An 18,992-nucleotide genomic window follows, 5' to 3' on the forward strand; every position below is an offset into this window, starting at 1 on the left:
ACTATATGATTATTATAATTTTAAATATTACCTCTAAAAAATAAGCAGAGCAGATATAATCTGCACATGCTTTTACTCACAAAGTTATCCACAGATTGGATCTTCAGGATCACTACGTAAAAATGCTCTCTTTCGCACAACAATGGACGCTAAAATTCGTCTCTTGTCGCCAGCTATGGCATTCTTAGCGTTAGACCTTGCTGAATAAAGATGAAGAAACCCTATGGCCCAGATTGCAGAAAACCCATTGATCCTCGTTGACGGTTCCTCTTACCTCTATCGTGCTTACCATGCGTTCCCACCACTGACCAACGGCAGCGGTGAACCAACGGGGGCGATGTACGGCGTGTTGAACATGTTGCGCAGTCTATTGCTGCAATATCGTCCTAGCCATGTAGCGGTAGTATTCGATGCTAAAGGTAAAACATTCCGTGATGAGCTTTTCGCTGACTATAAATCCCACCGGCCACCGATGCCAGATGATTTGCGAGCTCAAATTGAGCCGTTGCACCAAATGGTTAAGGCAATGGGGCTACCTTTATTGGTTGTCTCCGGTGTTGAGGCCGACGATGTTATTGGTACTTTAGCGCAGGAAGCTGAAAAAGCAGGTCATGCTGTATTAATCAGTACCGGTGATAAGGATATGGCGCAATTAGTTACGCCAAATATCACTTTAATCAATACAATGAATAACGCTATTTTGGGGCCACAGGAAGTCTGTGAAAAATATGGTGTTCCTCCTGAATTGATTATTGATTTTCTAGCACTAATGGGGGATTCCTCAGACAATATTCCAGGGGTTCCAGGTGTTGGCGAAAAGACCGCACAAGCTTTATTGCAAGGTTTGGGTGGGCTGGATGCGCTGTTCAGTAATTTGGATAAAATATCCACACTGACATTCCGTGGTGCCAAAACCATGTCAGCCAAGTTAGAGCAGAATAAAGATGTTGCTTATCTCTCCTATAAATTAGCCACCATTAAAACAGATGTTGAATTGGATGTGACTTGTGATGAGCTAAAAGTTTCCCCCCCAGATGATGATCAATTACATCAGTTATTCAGCCGTTATGAATTTAAGCGCTGGTTAGTGGATGTAGAAGCGGGCAAATGGCTGGACGGTAAAAAAGATCGGCCAACGGCACAAACAAGTAATAAAGCTTTTGTGGCAGTAGAGCCAGCTGATGCGGTTGAGGTCACCGCAGTACTATCACAAGAAAATTATCAGACCATTTTGGATGAGAAATCCTTAGTAGAGTGGATTGAGCGCCTCAAAAAAGCAGAGGTTTTCGCGTTTGATACTGAGACTGACGGCCTGGATACGCTTAGCAGCAATTTAATTGGTATCTCTTTTGCCGTTGCACCAGGCGAAGCCGCTTATTTACCCTTGGCGCATGATTATTTGGACTCTCCTGCACAGCTCGACCGGGATTGGGTTTTGGCCACGCTAAAACCACTACTGGAAGACGATAAAGCCCTTAAAGTTGGCCAGAATCTCAAGTTTGACCAAAGCATGCTGGCACGTTATGGCATTGAGCTGCGCGGTATCGCTTTCGATACTATGCTGGAATCTTACGTTTTAGACAGTGTTGCTGGTCGCCATGATATGGATAGTCTGGCAGAACGTTATCTCAACCACAAAACTATTACCTTTGAAGAGATCGCCGGTAAGGGTAAGAACCAACTAACCTTTAATCAAATTGCGTTGGAACAAGCAGGCCCTTACGCCGCAGAAGATGCCGACGTTACGCTACAGTTGCATCTGGTGCTGTGGCCAAAACTGCAACAAAGTGAAGGGTTAAAGCGGGTATTCCAGGAAATTGAGATGCCGCTATTGCCAATTCTGTCTCGCATCGAGCGCACTGGTGTCTTGATTGACCAGAATATCTTGGCCGCACATTCAAAAGAGCTGACTATCCGCCTTGATGAGTTAGAAAAACAGGCTCATGAATTGGCTGAAGAGCCGTTCAACCTGGCATCACCTAAGCAGCTTCAGACCATTTTGTACGAAAAACAAAAACTGCCCATCTTGAAGAAAACCCCTGGCGGGGCCGCGTCAACTAATGAAGAAGTGTTGGCTGAGCTGGCATTAGATTACCCGTTGCCGAAGGTGATCCTTGAATATCGTGGTCTGGCTAAGCTGAAAAGTACCTATACCGACAAGCTGCCGTTGATGATTAACCCAGTTTCGGGCCGGGTCCATACCTCTTATCACCAGGCGGTGACAGCGACAGGGCGTTTGTCCTCACGTGATCCTAACCTGCAAAACATTCCAGTGCGGAATGAAGAAGGGCGTCGTATACGGCAGGCTTTTATTGCGCCCCAAGGCTATCGCATTATGGCGGCTGACTACTCACAGATTGAGCTGCGTATTATGGCGCACTTGTCGCAGGATAAAGGGCTATTAGCTGCATTTGCTGCGGGAAAAGATATCCACCGTGCGACAGCGGCGGAAGTCTTTGGTATGCCACTGGAAAAGGTCACAACTGAACAACGCCGCAGTGCCAAGGCCATTAACTTTGGTCTTATTTATGGTATGAGCGCTTTTGGTCTGGCGCGACAGCTAAGCATTCCCCGTGGAGAGGCGCAGCGCTATATGGATCTCTATTTTGAGCGCTATCCCGGTGTGTTGGAATACATGGAGCGCACACGTAAGCAAGCCGCCGATCAAGGTTATGTCACCACGCTGGATGGCCGTCGCCTTTATTTGCCAGATATTCATTCTCGTAATGCAACTCGCCGTAAAGCTGCTGAACGTGAAGCTATCAATGCACCAATGCAAGGTACCGCCGCTGATATTATCAAACGGGCAATGATTGCAGTGGATGCCTGGTTACAACAGGAACCAGAACCATTGGTGCGAGTAATCATGCAGGTACACGATGAATTAGTGTTTGAAGTGCATGAAAGTGTATTGGAAAGCGCGGAACAAAAGATTCGTGAACTGATGGAGCAGAGTATGCAACTAGCGGTACCACTGAAGGTGGATGTCGGTGTTGGTGATAACTGGGACCAGGCTCACTAGCTTTGTGGGTAAGTGGCGATAAATAAAGCATTTTATGTAATTAAGCTACATTTATCCGCCATTATGCGGGGAAGATGTGCGCTGAATCGTGCCAATTTGTGTAACTATACAACAAAAAATTCTTTTGCCCCGCGAAAAAATGATGTAGAGTTACAGACGTAGGGTACAGAGGTAAGATGTTCTATCTTTCAGACCTTTTACTTCACGTAATCGGATTTGGCTATATATTAGCCGCCCCAGTCATTTATTGACTGGGGCGTTTTTTATTGGGATTTGTGAGCACTTTTCGCGAACCGATAGGGAAACAGCCCGGCATTACCCGTGAAAATACGGTTTGATGATTTTTACTCTAGGGGGGAAGTATTATTGCCAGGTATTAACTCAGGGCGATATAAAACATCACCCTTAGGGATAACAGCCCTTGCGGGCTGCTGTTAGCGCTTACTCACCTTCATCGTCATAATCATCAATCATAACTTCTGGTGGTATCTCGTTAAACCAGGTATCTAGTTTTTCCCGGAGTTTTTCGACGCCAATCTTCTTCAAAGAAGAGAAAGCTTCAACCTGAATATCACCCATAAATGGAATAATCGCTTCTCGCACCATGTTCAATTGAGCCTTACGGGCGCCAGAAGCCAGCTTATCCGCTTTGGTCAGCAATAATAGAACCGGGGTGCCAACCGCAACCGCCCAGGTAATCATTTGCTGATCTAAATCTTTCAGTGGATGGCGAATATCCATCAACACAACTAATCCTTTCAGACAGTTACGCTTTTGCAAATACTCACCCAGCGCGCGTTGCCATTTGAGTTTCATCTCTTCCGGGACTTCAGCATAGCCATAGCCCGGTAAGTCAACCAGACGAATACCGTCAACGACTTCAAATAGGTTAATTAGCTGAGTACGGCCGGGTGTTTTACTGGTTCTGGCCAGACCTTTCTGGTTAGTTAACGTATTAAGTGCACTCGATTTACCGGCATTTGAACGGCCAGCAAATGCCACCTCAATACCTTCATCACGTGGCAGATGGCGGATATCCGGAGCACTGATGACGAAGTGGGTCATGTGATAGTTATAGTTTCTAATAGTCAAAATTTGTCGTCTCCGTGAGAGATAGCTTACATGCAGCGATTATAACTGCATCAGGCAAAAAAAAGGGGGTTTATCTTTTATACCCTTCAAGTAAGAGGGTTCAGGTATACTGGCAGGCGCGCTGGTTAAGTTGCCTTGAGGGCCGCAGATATGGCAAGGATGGCGCATTGCAGGAGGGAGATATCCGGTTGTTATGTCAGTGCAGGGAGTGTGCTGTAAGGATATCCTGCCGCAGAAGATGCGAAAAAGGGCGACAGGTTAATCTGCCGCCTTTTTTCTTTCTCTTCTTTCTGCTAGATTCCGGCCCAATCCTATACTAAATCCGATCCCATACTTATTTACCCATTTAAGAGCACAGGTTATGAAGCAGCCAAATAAAGCACCACGCGCGAATATTGCGGCCCCGAAAGGCACCGCGACGCCTAAGCGTATTAGAAAGACCCGTGTAGAGCTTGATATCGAAGCTCGCGAGCGTAAACGTCAGAAGAAACACAGTGGCAATCGCTCAGGGGCGAGAACCAATGTAGAAGGTAGCAATAAGAAGGGCCAGTCCGAGACTCAAGAGAAAGATCCACGCATCGGCAGTAAAGTACCTGTGCCGCTGGTGGTTGAGAGTAAGGTTAAAGCTAAGCCAACCACTAAGCCGGTGGCTAAAGTTGAAGCTAAGCCACGTCTGACGCCGGAAGAAGAGCTGTCTAAGCTGGAAAACGATGAGCGTCTGGATGCATTGCTGGATCGTCTGGATAATGATGAAGTATTGAGCAAAGAAGATCAGGCTTATGTTGATCTGACGTTGGATCGTATTGATGCCCTAATGGAACAATTGGGTATTGAATTGGGCGACGATGAAGATGACGAAGCGCCAGAAGAAAAGCAGGAAGACATTTTGCAATTGCTGAAACGCGGTAACCCAAAAGATACATTTTAAACCATGAATTGGGTGATCCCGATAATAGCCCTACTGCTTACATGTTATCTAGTGTGGTTATTGGGTAAACTATGGCTACTGTCGCAACGAAGAAAGCGGTTGCGCAGTGCTACTGCGGCCAGACAACGAAAACATCTACCCTCTAACCGGCCCGGTAGGCGCAAATATCGGAAGGAATGAACATGTCTGAGCAGGCTATAGTTTGGGATTTATCCCTGATTCAAAAATATAATTATTCAGGGCCGCGCTATACGTCGTACCCCACAGCGCTTGAATTCAGTGAAGATTATAATGAATCTGCTTTTCAGCAGGCAGTGAAGCGTTACCCACAACGGCCTTTGTCGCTGTATGTGCATATCCCGTTTTGCCATAAGCTGTGTTATTTCTGCGGCTGCAATAAGCTGGTGACGCGGCAACAGCATAAAGCTGATGAGTATCTGGCGGTCTTGGAAAAAGAGATCCGCCAGCGTGCGGCGTTATTTGTTGGGCGTCAGGTTAGCCAGATGCACTGGGGCGGTGGTACGCCCACTTACCTGAATAAAATACAAATTACCCACCTGATGAACCTGTTGCGTGAAAACTTTGATTTCCTGCCCGGTGCTGAGCAATCAATAGAAGTGGACCCACGTGAAATTGAACTGGATGTCCTTGATCACCTGCGTGCTGAGGGGTTTAACCGCCTAAGCATGGGGGTGCAAGATTTTAATAAAGAGGTTCAACGGCTGGTTAATCGTGAGCAGGATGAGGATTTTATCTTTGCCCTGATTGCCCGCGCTAAAGCCCTTGGTTTTAACTCAACCAATATCGATTTGATTTATGGTTTGCCAAAACAGACACCAGAGAGTTTTGCTTTTACCCTCAAACGGGTGGCAGAGCTGAATCCTGATCGTCTGAGTGTGTTCAATTACGCACATTTACCGAGTCTGTTTGCTGCTCAACGTAAAATTAAAGATGCCGATCTGCCGAGCGCCGAACAGCGGCTAGATATTTTGCAGCACACCATCAGTTTCTTAACTGAGTCTGGCTATCAATTTATTGGTATGGATCATTTTGCCCGGCCAGATGATGAATTAGCCATTGCGCAGCGTGAAGGTGAATTACACCGTAATTTTCAAGGTTATACCACCCAAGGCGACAGTGATTTACTTGGTTTGGGGGTTTCTGCTATCAGCATGTTGGGTGACAGCTATGCGCAGAATGAAAAAGATTTGAAGACTTACTATTCCTGCGTGGAGCTGCGTGGCAATGCGCTGTGGCGTGGTTTGGCGATGACTGAAGATGATTGCTTGCGCCGTGATGTGATTAAAACGCTGATTTGTAATTTCCAAATCAGCTATCAGCCGATTGAGCAGCAGTATGGTATTCGTTTTGCAGATTATTTTGCTGAAGATTTTGAGCTACTAGCACCTTTCGAACAAGATGGGCTGGTGGAGCGGGATGATAAAGGCATTCGGGTAACACCGCGCGGGCGCTTACTGATTCGTAATATTTGTATGTGTTTCGATATCTATTTACGGAAACAGGCGCGCAAGCAGCAGTTTTCACGCGTGATCTGATGATGTTCCCCCTCAATGGTCAACATTACCTTGAGGGGGAATTTAGGCAGGAATTACTCTCTTTCTCCCAACTACTCCATTCCCAGCTCTTTTAACTTACGCGTTAAGGTGTTGCGGCCCCAACCCAGCAGACGTGCCGCTTCTTGCTTATGACCTTGAGTATGGCGTAATGCCGTGGTTAACAGCGTACGCTCCATTTCCGGCTGTGCCTCAGATAACAGGTCCTGATGACCAGAACGTAGGGCGCGTTCAGCCCATTGTGCCAATAGGGTTGCCCAGTTGTCCGGCGTCCGCTGACCTGAAGCATCTGGCGTGCTGGTTTCAAACAGTTCAGAAGGTAAATCCTGAGTCAGTACTTCCTGCCCGGCAGCCATCACCGTCAGCCAGCGACAGGTGTTTTCCAGTTGGCGCACGTTACCCTGCCAAGGCAGGCGGGTTAGCGCCACTTCGGTCTCAGGGTGCAGATTTTTGGCTTCCACACCTAACTCTTTAGCTGCCACTTGCAAGAAGTAACGAGCCAAACGCGGAATGTCTTCACGACGTTCACGCAGCGGTGGCAGATGTACCCGAATCACATTCAGACGATGGAATAAATCCTCACGGAATTTACCTTCCTGAACACGCAGCTCCAGATTTTGGTGGGTAGCGGCAATAATACGAACATCTACTTTGACCGGTGCGTAACCCCCGACGCGATAAAACTGACCATCAGCCAGCACGCGTAACAGGCGGGTTTGTACATCCAATGGCATATCACCGATTTCATCTAAAAACAGTGTGCCGCCATCGGCTTGTTCAAAACGACCCTGGCGCACTTGATTCGCGCCGGTAAAGGCACCTTTCTCGTGGCCGAATAATTCAGATTCAATTAAATCTTTCGGGATCGCCGCCATATTCAGCGCGATAAACGGCGCTTTAGCCCGTGGGCTGTGGCGATGTAACGCATGGGCCACTAACTCTTTACCGGTACCCGACTCACCGTTAATCAGCACACTAATAGAAGAACGAGATAAGCGGCCGATGATGCGGAAAACGTCTTGCATCGCCGGTGCTTCGCCAATGATATCAGCGGTTGGACCGCTGGCGGGTTGGCTGCGTGCCGGTTGCTGCTGCTCCTGATAATGGCTGATAGCCCGCTCAACCAGAGCTACGGCTTCATCAATATCAAAAGGTTTAGGCAGGTAATCAAAAGCCCCTTGCTGATAGGCACTGACCGCAGCATCTAAATCAGAATGTGCCGTCATTATGATGACCGGGAGCATCGGGTGGCGCTGCTTAATCTGTTTCAGCAGGGCTAATCCGTCCATGCCAGGCATGCGAATATCCGATAACAACACATCCGGGGTTTGTGTCGCGAGTGCATCCAACACCTGGTTACCGGTATCGAAGGTTGCACAGTTCAGACCTGCTCCAGTCAGTGCACGTTCAAGCACCCAGCGGATGGAGCTATCGTCATCGACGATCCAGACTATCCCTCGTTGCATAGAAACCTCACTGGCGAATAGGCAGGTAAACCGAGAATTCGGTATGTCCTGGCCAACTGTTGAATTCAATTTTACCCGAATGTTGATCGATAAGATTACGGGCGATAGACAAGCCAAGGCCAGTCCCCCCCTCGCGACCACTTACCATCGGATAGAACACGGTATCTTGTAATTGCGTTGGAACGCCCGGACCGTCATCTTCAATATCAATGCGAGCGCTCAAACGATAGCGCATACCATGCAGTGTTATCTGAAAAGCAGTACGGGTGCGTAGCGTAATAGTGCCGCCAGCTCCCCCCAAAGCCTGTAATGCATTACGAGTGATATTCAGCAACACTTGTTCAATTTGGTCTGGATCATGGGCCAGTTCAGGCAAACTTGGGTCATAGTCACGGATTAACGTCACATTATCCGGTTTTTCCAGCGAGACTAACTGACAAACCCGTTCAGCAACCTGATGGATACTTTGTGTGATGTGTTGACCGGGCCGTTGTGGGCCTAATAAGCGATCAACCAAGTTACGTAAGCGGTCTGCCTGCTCAATGATCACTTTGGTATATTCCAACAATGCTGGATCAGGCAATGCTTTAGACAATAATTGTGCTGCCCCCCGTAAGCCACCTAACGGGTTCTTAATCTCATGAGCCAGCCCACGAACCAGATCACGGGCTGCGACTTGCTGTGCATGTTGTAATTGTTCTTGGCTTAACCGACGCTGATTATCCATCGGCGCCATTTCCAGCAATATAAAACCTTCTGGCAGTGATTGTGCTGTCAGCGACAAAATATGCGCGCGGCCATCAACAACTACGGTCACCTCGTTATCGGTAAAACCTTGACCGGCGATCAGACTTTCCCGCATCAGGTCGATATTAAGAGAAAAATAGCCTAATAAATCGGGCAGGGGTGTACCAAAAAGTTTACGAGAGCTTTGCGCCAGAAGTTGCTGCGCAGCGGGATTGGCATAATGGATAGCCAAATCATCATCTAATAGCAGAATACTATTAATGAGAGAATTAAGGATCTGCCCAGCATCGGGCAGCGTGCCTGTTGCCATTACGCAGACTCCTGCACTCTTTTGGTGAATACATCCTAATCGGTTCAGTCGTGACTGAGCCAGAGGAAATATGACGAAAACGAAAAGTGGAGAAAAAAGCCCATCCGAAGATGGGCCAAAAGTTTCCACGGCAACAAAAAAAACGGCTAACTAAAATTAAACGCTGTAATACAGTTCGAACTCAACTGGGTGCGGAGTCATACGAACGCGGTCCATTTCTTCTTTACGCAGTTCGATATAAGCATCGATAGCGTCGTCAGTGAACACGCCACCACGGGTCAGGAACTCGCGGTCTTCGTTCAATGCAGCCATCGCTTCGTCCAGTGAACCTGCAACTTTTGGAATTTCTGCTTCTTCTTCCGGTGGCAAGTCATACAGGTTTTTGTCCATCGCATCACCTGGGTGAATTTTGTTGATGATGCCATCAAGGCCAGCCATCAGCAGTGCTGCGAAGCACAAGTATGGGTTAGCGGCTGGATCCGGGAAGCGTGCTTCAATACGACGCGCTTTCGGGCTGGCAACCACTGGGATACGGATAGAAGCTGAACGGTTACGGGCAGAGTATGCCAACATGACCGGAGCTTCGTAGCCTGGGACCAAACGCTTGTAGGAGTTAGTCGTTGGGTTAGCCAAGGCGTTAATTGCTTTTGCGTGCTTGATGATACCGCCGATGTAGAACAGCGCCATTTCAGACAGGCCAGCATATTTGTCACCGGCGAACAGGTTAGTACCGTTCTTGGACAAAGACATATGGCAGTGCATGCCTGAACCATTATCACCAAACATTGGTTTTGGCATAAAGGTCGCAGTTTTGCCGAATGCGTGTGCCACGTTGTGCACCACATATTTGTAGATCTGAATTTCATCGGCTTTCTTGGTCATGGTATTGAAGCGAGTAGCCACTTCGTTCTGACCTGCGGTAGCCACTTCATGGTGATGCGCTTCTACTACCAGGCCCATTTCTTCCATGGTCAGACACATGGTAGAACGCAGGTCCTGTGAAGAATCAACCGGAGGAACTGGGAAGTAACCGCCTTTCACTGCCGGACGGTGGCCTTTGTTGCCGCCTTCGTATTTGGTGCTGGAGTTCCATGCGCCTTCGATGTCATCGATAGCGACATGAGAGCCACGGATACTGCTACCAAAACGAACATCGTCAAACAGGAAGAATTCTGGTTCTGGCCCAAACAGCACGGTATCTGCGATACCTGAAGATTTCAGGAACTCTTCTGCGCGTTTTGAGATTGAACGTGGGTCGCGATCATAGCCTTGCAGGGTACCTGGCTCAAGAATGTCACAACGGATAATCAGTGTGGAATCTTCGAAGAACGGATCCATAACAGCGGTGCTGGCGTCTGGCATCAGTACCATGTCGGATTCGTTAATGCCTTTCCAGCCACCAATCGAGGAGCCATCAAACATTTTGCCTTCTTCGAAGAAGTCAGCGTTGACCTGATGAGCCGGAATAGTGATGTGCTGCTCTTTCCCTTTGGTATCGGTGAAGCGCAAATCAACAAATTTCACTTCGTGCTCATTCAGCATCGTCAAAACATGTTCAGCGGACATACTTATATCTCCTGGATTTGTCATAGTCGTCGTGGAACGATTATCGTTTGGGTGTTCAGTTATCTTTTTATTCAGGCTAACGCTCATGCTGATTTTTCATGACCGTTATTCATGCTAAACTGCGTCATAAAGTCTATTGCGAAATCTATGCCAACTTTCCAAACGCCCCGTTTATGCCATATCATAGGGGCCTGCTGATATTCAGTATGCACCAGGATAGTTATATTGCACTATTTTGGTGCTTCATTTGCGTCGTTGGGCACTGTATTGGTGCAAAGGTGGGCCGAGAGGCTATTTTTGCACCGTGAAAGGGATCACAAACTAACCGCCGTCAGGTTGTTTATAAGAGAAGTTTGTGATCTTGTTTAGTCCCTCGCTTAATACGTGTACAATAGCGCGCTATTTCTAAATGCCTGAGGCAAAAAAGCTGTGATCGAGAATCTGCGTAACATCGCCATTATTGCGCACGTTGACCATGGGAAAACTACCCTGGTTGATAAGTTGCTACAACAATCTGGTACGTTCGGTGAACGTGCTGAAGCAACTGAACGTGTAATGGACTCCAACGATTTGGAGAAAGAGCGTGGGATAACCATCCTCGCGAAAAATACCGCCATTAACTGGAAAGACTACCGCATCAACATCGTGGATACCCCAGGACACGCCGATTTCGGTGGTGAGGTTGAGCGTGTAATGTCTATGGTTGACTCTGTGCTGCTGGTCGTCGACGCAATGGATGGCCCGATGCCGCAGACCCGTTTCGTGACCAAAAAAGCCTTTGCTCATGGTCTGAAACCAATCGTGGTTATCAACAAAGTTGACCGTCCTGGCGCGCGTCCTGATTGGGTTGTCGATCAGGTGTTCGACCTGTTCGTAAACCTGGATGCCACTGACGAACAACTGGACTTCCCTATCATTTACGCATCAGCATTGATGGGTATTGCGGGCGAAGACCACAATGATATGTCGGCAGACATGACTCCGCTGTATCAGGCAATCATCGACCATGTGCCTGCACCAGACGTAGACAGCACCGGTCCATTGCAGATGCAAATCTCCCAGTTGGACTACAACAACTACGTAGGTGTTATCGGCATCGGCCGTATCAAACGTGGTGTTGTTAAGCCTAACCAGCAAGTTACTGTTATCGATAGCGAAGGTAAGACCCGCAACGGTAAAATCGCTAAAGTACTGGGCCATATGGGTCTGGAACGTATCGAAGCAACTATGGCTGAAGCTGGCGATATCGTTGCTATCACCGGTTTGGGCGAGTTGAACATCTCTGACACTATCTGTGATGTGAATGCTGTTGAAGCATTGCCAGCACTGTCTGTTGATGAACCAACTGTTACCATGTATTTCTGCGTTAACACCTCTCCGTTCTGTGGTAAAGAAGGCAAGTACGTGACTTCACGTCAGATCCTTGACCGTTTGAACAAAGAGCTGATTCATAACGTAGCACTGCGTGTTGAAGAAACTGAAGATGCTGACGCATTCCGCGTATCAGGCCGTGGTGAACTTCACCTGTCGGTTCTGATCGAAAACATGCGCCGCGAAGGTTTCGAGCTGGCTGTTTCTCGTCCTAAAGTTATCAACCGTGTTATCGACGGCCGTAATCAAGAACCATTTGAAAGCGTAACTCTGGATATCGAAGAACAGCACCAGGGCGCAGTAATGCAAGCCATGGGTGAGCGTAAGGGTGACGTGAAGGACATGGTTCCAGACGGCAAAGGTCGCATTCGTCTGGATTATATGATCCCAAGCCGTGGCCTGATTGGCTTCCGTACTGAATTCATGACTATGACTTCTGGTACTGGTCTGCTGTACTCCACATTCAGTCACTACGATGATGTGCGTCCAGGCGAGATCGGCCAACGTCAAAACGGCGTACTGATCTCTAACGGTCAGGGTAAAGCTGTGGCATTCGCACTGTACAAACTGCAAGACCGCGGCAAGCTGTTTATTGGTCACGCGACTGAAGTGTATGAAGGCCAGATCATCGGTATTCACTCACGTTCTAACGACCTGACTGTAAACTGCCTGACCGGTAAGCAACTGACCAACATGCGTGCATCCGGTACTGACGAAGCAACCACTCTGGTTCCTTTCTTGAAGAAAACTCTTGAACAGGCACTGGAATTCATCGATGACGATGAATTGGTAGAAGTTACCCCGCAATCAATTCGTATCCGTAAGCGTCACCTGACGGAAAACGATCGTAAGCGTGCAGGTCGTGGTCCTAAAGAAGGTTAATTCTTCTTGGTACTGCTGATACTTAGGGCGCGAAAAGCGCCCTGAGTTCTATCCCCTTCGTCCTTGAAGCTACAACTGTGTTAGCTTCGCTCACTCACCCGAATCACTTACCTGTGTAAGCTCATCGGGATGAATTCACTTGCCGCCTTGTTGCAACTCCAATGCCTTTGGGGATACTTTTTATTTTTTTCCGCTGCGGTAAAATATTATTTTTCCTGACTGACCCCTCCTTTTTCTTCCTCTCTCTGTTCAGTTTTCCCTTTTCCCGTTACAGTGAAACTCACCATCTAATTGGGAGAGCGCCATGCTGTATATCTTTGATCTAGGTAATGTGATTGTCGATATCGACTTCAAACGCGTATTGGGCGTTTGGAGCAAATTAAGCAGTGTCCCGCTGGCGACGTTGAGTGAGCGGTTTACCATGGGCGAGGTCTTCCAGCAGCATGAGCGCGGTGAAATTAGCGATGAAGAGTTTGCTCACCAGCTCAGTGATGAGATGGGGCTATCTCTAAGTTTTGAACAGTTTGCCGAAGGCTGGCAGGCGGTATTTGTCGCTTTGCGCCCGGAAGTGATCGCCATTATGCAAAAGTTGCGTCAGGAAGGGCATCGGGTGGTGGTGTTATCCAATACTAACCGGCTGCATTGTAATTACTGGCCCCAACATTACCCTGAAGTGGCTGCCGCCGCTGACCATATGTATCTGTCCCAGGATTTGGGCATGCGCAAGCCGGAAGCGAGAATTTATCAGCATGTGCTGAGTGCGGAAAACATCCCGGCGGAGCAGGCGGTATTCTTTGATGATGTTGAAGCAAATGTTGTTGCAGCCAGAATTGTAGGTATCACCGCAATTCATGTCATAGACCGAAAGGTTATTCCTGCTTATTTTCCCTGATAACTTCTTACTCCAGACGTTAATGGGTTAGCCTTAAATATCACGCTAACCCATAACCGAGCCTAAACACCGGTATTGACTGAGAGATAAACATGGCGAGTTTTCTGCGTTTTCGCTTATCTGCATCTTTAAAACCCTACATTACGTTCGGGCGAATGCTTTACACCCGAATAGATAAAGATGGGTTAACCATGCTGGCTGGGCATTTGGCGTATGTGTCATTACTTTCTCTAGTGCCATTGGTCACTGTAATTTTTGCTCTGTTCGCGGCTTTTCCCATGTTTGCTGATATCAGCATAAAATTGAAAGCCTTCATATTTGCCAATTTTATGCCTGCCACTGGCGATATTATCCAAAACTACCTTGAGCAGTTTGTTGCCAACTCAAATCGTATGACGGTGGTGGGCACCTGCGGTTTGATTGTGACAGCACTGCTGCTGATTTACTCCGTCGACAGTGTGCTTAACATTATTTGGCGCAGTAAGGTTCACCGGTCACTGGTGTTTTCATTTGCCGTTTATTGGATGGTACTGACATTAGGGCCAATTCTCGTCGGGGCCAGTATGGTGATCAGCTCATATCTGCTTTCATTGCAATGGCTGGCAAATGCCCAGGTAGACAGCATGATTGATGAGACATTACGGCTATTTCCGCTCTTGATTTCCTGGGTTTCTTTTTGGTTATTGTACAGTGTGGTTCCGACAGTACGGGTGCCCGCCCGGGATGCACTTATTGGTGCGCTGGTGGCTGCATTGCTCTTCGAATTGGGTAAGAAAGGATTCACGATGTATATCACGCTGTTTCCGTCTTATCAGTTGATTTACGGGGTGCTGGCGGTTATCCCCATCTTATTCCTTTGGGTTTACTGGAGTTGGTGCATCGTGTTACTGGGGGCAGAAATCACCGTGACCTTGGGTGAGTATCGAGCACAGCGGTCTAAAGTGGTCATTGAGGAAAACCAGAGTCAGGAGATGTAAGGCATTATGATTGCGTTGATTCAACGGGCGCTTAGCGCCAGTGTTGTCGTAGATGGGAATGTTGTTGGTGAGATTGGGCCTGGATTATTGATATTGCTGGGGGTCGAACAAGAGGACACCGAGCAAAAAGCACAGCGTCTATGTGAAAAGGTTTTGGGGTACCGGATTTTTGGCGATGAGAACGACAAAATGAATCTCAACGTCCTGCAAGCTGGTGGCAGTGTGCTAGTCGTCTCGCAATTTACACTAGTGGCAGATACGCAAAAAGGCATGAGACCAAGCTTTTCCCGTGGTGCAGTTCCGGCAGAAGCTGATCGGCTTTATCAGTATTTTGTTGCCCAGTGTCGTGAGCGTGGTGTAAAAACGGAAACGGGATTATTTGCCGCAGATATGAAAGTCAGTTTGGTAAACGATGGCCCAGTGACTTTCTGGTTACAGGTCTAGAGGCAGAATAGTGCCCAAAACTGAGGGTTATTTTATTGATAATTTTAAAAAGAGAATGCTTCTATGTATCACTTGCGTGTGCCCATAACAGAACAAGAACTCAAAGATTATTATCAATTCCGCTGGGAAATGTTACGCAAGCCGTTGCACCAACCGGTTGGCTCAGAGAAAGATGCTTATGATGCGATGGCCCATCATCAAATGGTGGTGGATGAGCAGGGTAAACCTGTCGCTATTGGGCGGTTATATATCAATGCAGATAATGAGGCTGCGATTCGTTTTTTGGCCGTTGACCCATCAGTGCGCGCCAAAGGTTTGGGAACGCTGGTGGCAATGACCTTAGAGTCAGTTGCGCGGCAGGAAGGGGTGAAGCGAGTTGTGTGTAGCGCGCGTGAAGATGCGGTAGATTTCTTCGCCAAGCTGGGCTTTGTCAGTCAGGGGGAAATAACCGCCCCGCAAACCACACCTGTGCGCCACTTTTTAATGATAAAACCGGTTGTGACCATGGACGATATTCTGCATCGCCCTGATTGGTGCGGTCAGTTGCAGCAAGCCTGGTACGACCATATTCCGCTTAGTGAAAAAATGGGGGTGCGCATCAGCCAATATACCGGCCAGCGTTTTGTCACTACCATGCCAGAGGCGGGTAATCAAAATCCTCACCATACCTTATTTGCTGGCAGCCTTTTTTCGTTGGCGACCCTGACGGGCTGGGGCTTGATTTGGCTATTATTGCGTGAGCGCCATTTGGGCGGCACGATTATTCTCGCTGATGCCCACATTCGTTACAGTGCGCCGGTTACTGGTCGGCCCCGGGCTGTGGCTGAGCTAAGTTCCCTGAGTGGTGATCTGGATAGATTGGCCCGTGGCCGTCGTGCCAGAGTGCAGTTAGACGTGAATCTATTCGGTGATGAAGATGCTGGTGCTGTTTTCTCAGGAACTTACATGGTGTTGCCAGTTGCTGCTGGAGAGGATGCCGTGAGTTAATTCACGCCCTCCGCTATGCCCGCTTTACTGATAACAGATGAGCGGGTGTACATTTATAACTTTCTTTTATCCTCCCGCTTTCTATCTATACATTCTTTTCCTGTGACCCCTCGCACTAATTTATCGAATTCTTTGCTGTGGTATGTGCAATATTCAATAGATAACTTACAGTTATATATTCATGTTTCTGATTGATCATTTTTTGGAGGCGAATCAAAAAGTAATTTTCTCAGTGTTACCCACTGACCAATATACTAAATATGATTGATATAATTAAATAAAATCATGCATAGATACTTGTCTTATTTCTTTTTGAATCACAGCAATCACCTCCAGATGGTTCGATTTTGATTCCCCATCCTTGGTGTCAAGGAGGGAGTTATGATGGTATGTAATGAGAAAACATCAATTAATGTTATTGGTTCATCCGCAGCATTTAAGCAACTTTTACGTTTAGTTGACCGGGTTGCGCCATCACAACAAACTTTACTGATTTGTGGCCCTACTGGGTGTGGAAAAGAAGTTATTGCCCAACTGATACACCAACGTAGCAAAAATCCTTCAGCTCCATTTATTGATCTCAACTGTGGCGCAATCCCTGAGCATTTGGTTGAAGCTGAGCTATTTGGTCATGTTAAAGGTGCGTTTACGGGTGCCTCTGGTGATCGGCGTGGTCATCTGGAAATGGTCGGTAATGGCACGCTATTTTTAGATGAGATAGGTGAAATGCCTCTGTCAGTGCAGCCTAAGCTATTGCGTGCATTGGAAACCCGTACTTTCCGGCCTATCGGCAGCAGCGATATTCGCCACTTTAATGGGCGAGTGGTCGCTGCCACTCACCGAAATTTACTTGCTCAGGTAAAAAGTGGTGTTTTTAGGGAAGACCTCTATTACCGCTTAGGTGTCATTACTCTGGATATTCCTGCTCTCAGCCAGCGAAGGGAGGATATCCCCGCATTAATTGACTATTTCTCAGGGTTACAAACTCACCCGTTAGTTTTCAATTCTCATGCTATGTCTTACTTACAGCAGTATCCCTGGCCGGGTAATGTGCGGGAATTGCGCAATCTGGTCGACAGGCTTGCGGCATTATCTGATAGCCATTTAATTACGCGTGAGGTGTTGGATACCTTTATGCCAACCTCACAACTCGAAGTGAAAGTGTCATCTGACCTGCTTGCTGATGCCATGCTGGCATTGCCGGGGGCTGATAAGCTCGTTGCGGTGGAGCAGTTATTGATAGACCGAGCGTTGCAGCGTACTACCGGTAATAAAACCGCAGCGGCACAACTATTAGGGATTAGTCGTAAGTCAGTGGAACGGCGAATTCATGGCCGGATGGATAAACGGCCAATAGCATTACAACACTTGCAGGAAGGTATGCGGTTAATGAATTGCTCCGCCTACCATGAAGCCATCGTTGATTTACAGAAAGGGTTACAACTACTGCTGGGAATCACCTTGGATGAAGAGGTTCGACAGCTTCATTACAAGCTCTATCGCCAACTCAGTATCAGCTATCAAATACTTTATGGTTGGTTAAGCCATGATGCGCTTAAATATCATAATGATGCCATCGCGCTAGGTAAAAAAGCAGGTGATGAGTCTGAGCTGGCAGGATTACTCTTTTGGCGTTGGTCGGCCCAGTTGGTGACCCTTGATTTACCGCATGTCCGCACTCTGGCTCAGGAATTACTGCAATGGGGCCTGACTGAAAAAACCGCGTCAATATGGAGTGAAGCACATATCGCTCTTGCCAGTACCCTATTTTGGTTGGGGGATAATCAAGAAGTCTTAACATGTTTAGCTCGCAGTAAGTTACTGACTACCCCTTGCGAGTATGCCGATCAACAAGGATTGGATTTGGTTGGCATGGCGCTGACCCTGAAAGGGCTGGCTTTATTTCAACTCGGTGAATTTAAAAAATCCAGAGAGGTAGCCCAAAAACTGGCCTCACGTGCTATGGGTGAAGACATTATTGCTTTTCATCGGGTTATCTCCTTACGGGGCGCGGCGTGGCTTGCTTGCTTGTTCGAAGACCGTGACAGTTTAGGTCGCTTGACCCACGAATTAGCAGTGCAGGCGCAGCAATATGGATTTACTTTTTATCAGGGGTTAGGGAAGGTACTGAAGGGGTGTTATTTGCTCATGCAGCATGACTATGTTCAGGCTGAACAGCATATGATTGAGGGTTATGATAGCCATCTGTTATGCCAGGGAGGAAAGCTTTTTCACTCCTTCCAGGCATGGAAACGTGGCGAGTTATTGCTGCAATCAGGTGAGCCGCAACAATGTGATGTGCTGATGTCACAGGCATTGGACTTGGCATTTAAGTATCAAGAACGCGCCTATCTTAGTGAGTTGATGGTCGTCAAAGCCCGTGCCAGACTGGCATTAAATGACATTGTTGGCGCTGAACAAGGCTTTCGCTGCGCCATCGCGAGTGCGCAAACATTGGGTATTATTCCCGCACAAATTATTGCTACCAGTGAACTGGCTCGTTTATTAGGGCAATCGCTACGAAAAGCTGAAGCGGTTGCCTTGCTGTCTTCCATTCTGAAAAGCATCGACACTCACCATGTTCCACCTTTTGTCAGCCGGGCAATTCAGTTGCTGGCTGAACTGGATAAGCCGGAGTGAAGCGGCATTCTGGGGCATGGACGTTTTCGACCAATCACCGTCTCTCACTTGGACAGTATCGTCCATTCCAGGTGTTTTTAAACCCCTTAGAATT

Annotated in this window: 13 protein-coding genes; 9 read left to right on the top strand and 4 right to left on the bottom strand. The window is 47.7% G+C overall.

Annotated elements, in window-relative coordinates; all coding sequences use genetic code 11:
* Positions 1-223: 223 nt before the first annotated feature.
* Entirely contained in the window at positions 224-3,022 is a 2,799-nt protein-coding gene (gene polA / locus V1952_RS11785) for a DNA polymerase I (protein WP_420071653.1), read from the top strand.
* Between the two features lie 441 nt (positions 3,023-3,463).
* Here the strand turns inward: polA and yihA are convergent, their stop codons facing one another.
* Positions 3,464-4,114 carry a ribosome biogenesis GTP-binding protein YihA/YsxC gene (gene yihA, locus V1952_RS11790; protein WP_372560163.1) on the bottom strand — a complete coding sequence of 217 codons (651 nt, stop codon included), beginning with the start codon at positions 4,112-4,114 and terminating at the stop codon, positions 3,464-3,466.
* 361 nt (positions 4,115-4,475) lie between these two features.
* Here yihA and yihI point away from each other — a divergent pair, with 361 nt between their 5' ends.
* A complete protein-coding gene (gene yihI, locus V1952_RS11795) occupies positions 4,476-5,042 on the top strand; it encodes a Der GTPase-activating protein YihI (protein ID WP_083161625.1) in 567 nt (188 codons plus the stop codon).
* A 182-nt stretch (positions 5,043-5,224) separates the two neighbouring features.
* Entirely contained in the window at positions 5,225-6,598 is a 1,374-nt protein-coding gene (hemN, locus tag V1952_RS11800; protein WP_420074787.1) for an oxygen-independent coproporphyrinogen III oxidase, read from the top strand.
* A 71-nt stretch (positions 6,599-6,669) separates the two neighbouring features.
* On the opposite strand, the gene glnG is transcribed toward hemN, so the two are convergent.
* The 3 genes from glnG to glnA all read right to left on the bottom strand — a co-directional run bounded on the left by glnG (position 6,670) and on the right by glnA (position 10,705).
* Positions 6,670-8,082, bottom strand: a complete 1,413-nt coding sequence (glnG, locus tag V1952_RS11805) for a nitrogen regulation protein NR(I) (protein ID WP_042568869.1) — start codon at positions 8,080-8,082, stop codon at positions 6,670-6,672.
* A gap of 7 nt (positions 8,083-8,089) precedes the next feature.
* On the bottom strand, positions 8,090-9,139 hold the full coding sequence (gene glnL / locus V1952_RS11810; protein ID WP_083161629.1) for a nitrogen regulation protein NR(II): 1,050 nt from the start codon (positions 9,137-9,139) through the stop codon (positions 8,090-8,092).
* Between the two features lie 156 nt (positions 9,140-9,295).
* Positions 9,296-10,705, bottom strand: a complete 1,410-nt coding sequence (glnA, locus tag V1952_RS11815; protein ID WP_004392048.1) for a glutamate--ammonia ligase — start codon at positions 10,703-10,705, stop codon at positions 9,296-9,298.
* A gap of 429 nt (positions 10,706-11,134) precedes the next feature.
* Here glnA and typA point away from each other — a divergent pair, with 429 nt between their 5' ends.
* From typA to V1952_RS11845, 6 genes are all read left to right on the top strand, one after another.
* Positions 11,135-12,958: a ribosome-dependent GTPase TypA gene (gene typA, locus V1952_RS11820; protein WP_042568870.1), complete on the top strand. Its 1,824-nt coding sequence runs from the start codon at positions 11,135-11,137 to the stop codon at positions 12,956-12,958.
* A 304-nt stretch (positions 12,959-13,262) separates the two neighbouring features.
* Positions 13,263-13,850, top strand: coding sequence for a glucose-1-phosphatase (gene yihX, locus V1952_RS11825; protein WP_372560161.1), 588 nt, complete (start codon positions 13,263-13,265; stop codon positions 13,848-13,850).
* A 92-nt stretch (positions 13,851-13,942) separates the two neighbouring features.
* Positions 13,943-14,827 carry a virulence factor BrkB family protein gene (locus tag V1952_RS11830; protein WP_083161635.1) on the top strand — a complete coding sequence of 295 codons (885 nt, stop codon included), beginning with the start codon at positions 13,943-13,945 and terminating at the stop codon, positions 14,825-14,827.
* A 6-nt stretch (positions 14,828-14,833) separates the two neighbouring features.
* A complete protein-coding gene (gene dtd, locus V1952_RS11835) occupies positions 14,834-15,271 on the top strand; it encodes a D-aminoacyl-tRNA deacylase (RefSeq protein WP_372560160.1) in 438 nt (145 codons plus the stop codon).
* A gap of 63 nt (positions 15,272-15,334) precedes the next feature.
* On the top strand, positions 15,335-16,258 hold the full coding sequence (gene fabY / locus V1952_RS11840) for a fatty acid biosynthesis protein FabY (protein ID WP_083161639.1): 924 nt from the start codon (positions 15,335-15,337) through the stop codon (positions 16,256-16,258).
* Between the two features lie 381 nt (positions 16,259-16,639).
* A complete protein-coding gene (locus V1952_RS11845) occupies positions 16,640-18,898 on the top strand; it encodes a sigma-54 interaction domain-containing protein (RefSeq protein WP_420074788.1) in 2,259 nt (752 codons plus the stop codon).
* Positions 18,899-18,992 lie beyond the last annotated feature (94 nt).

It is taken from the genome of Yersinia sp. 2542 StPb PI, assembly GCF_048593855.1.
GTDB lineage: Bacteria > Pseudomonadota > Gammaproteobacteria > Enterobacterales > Enterobacteriaceae > Yersinia > Yersinia enterocolitica_E.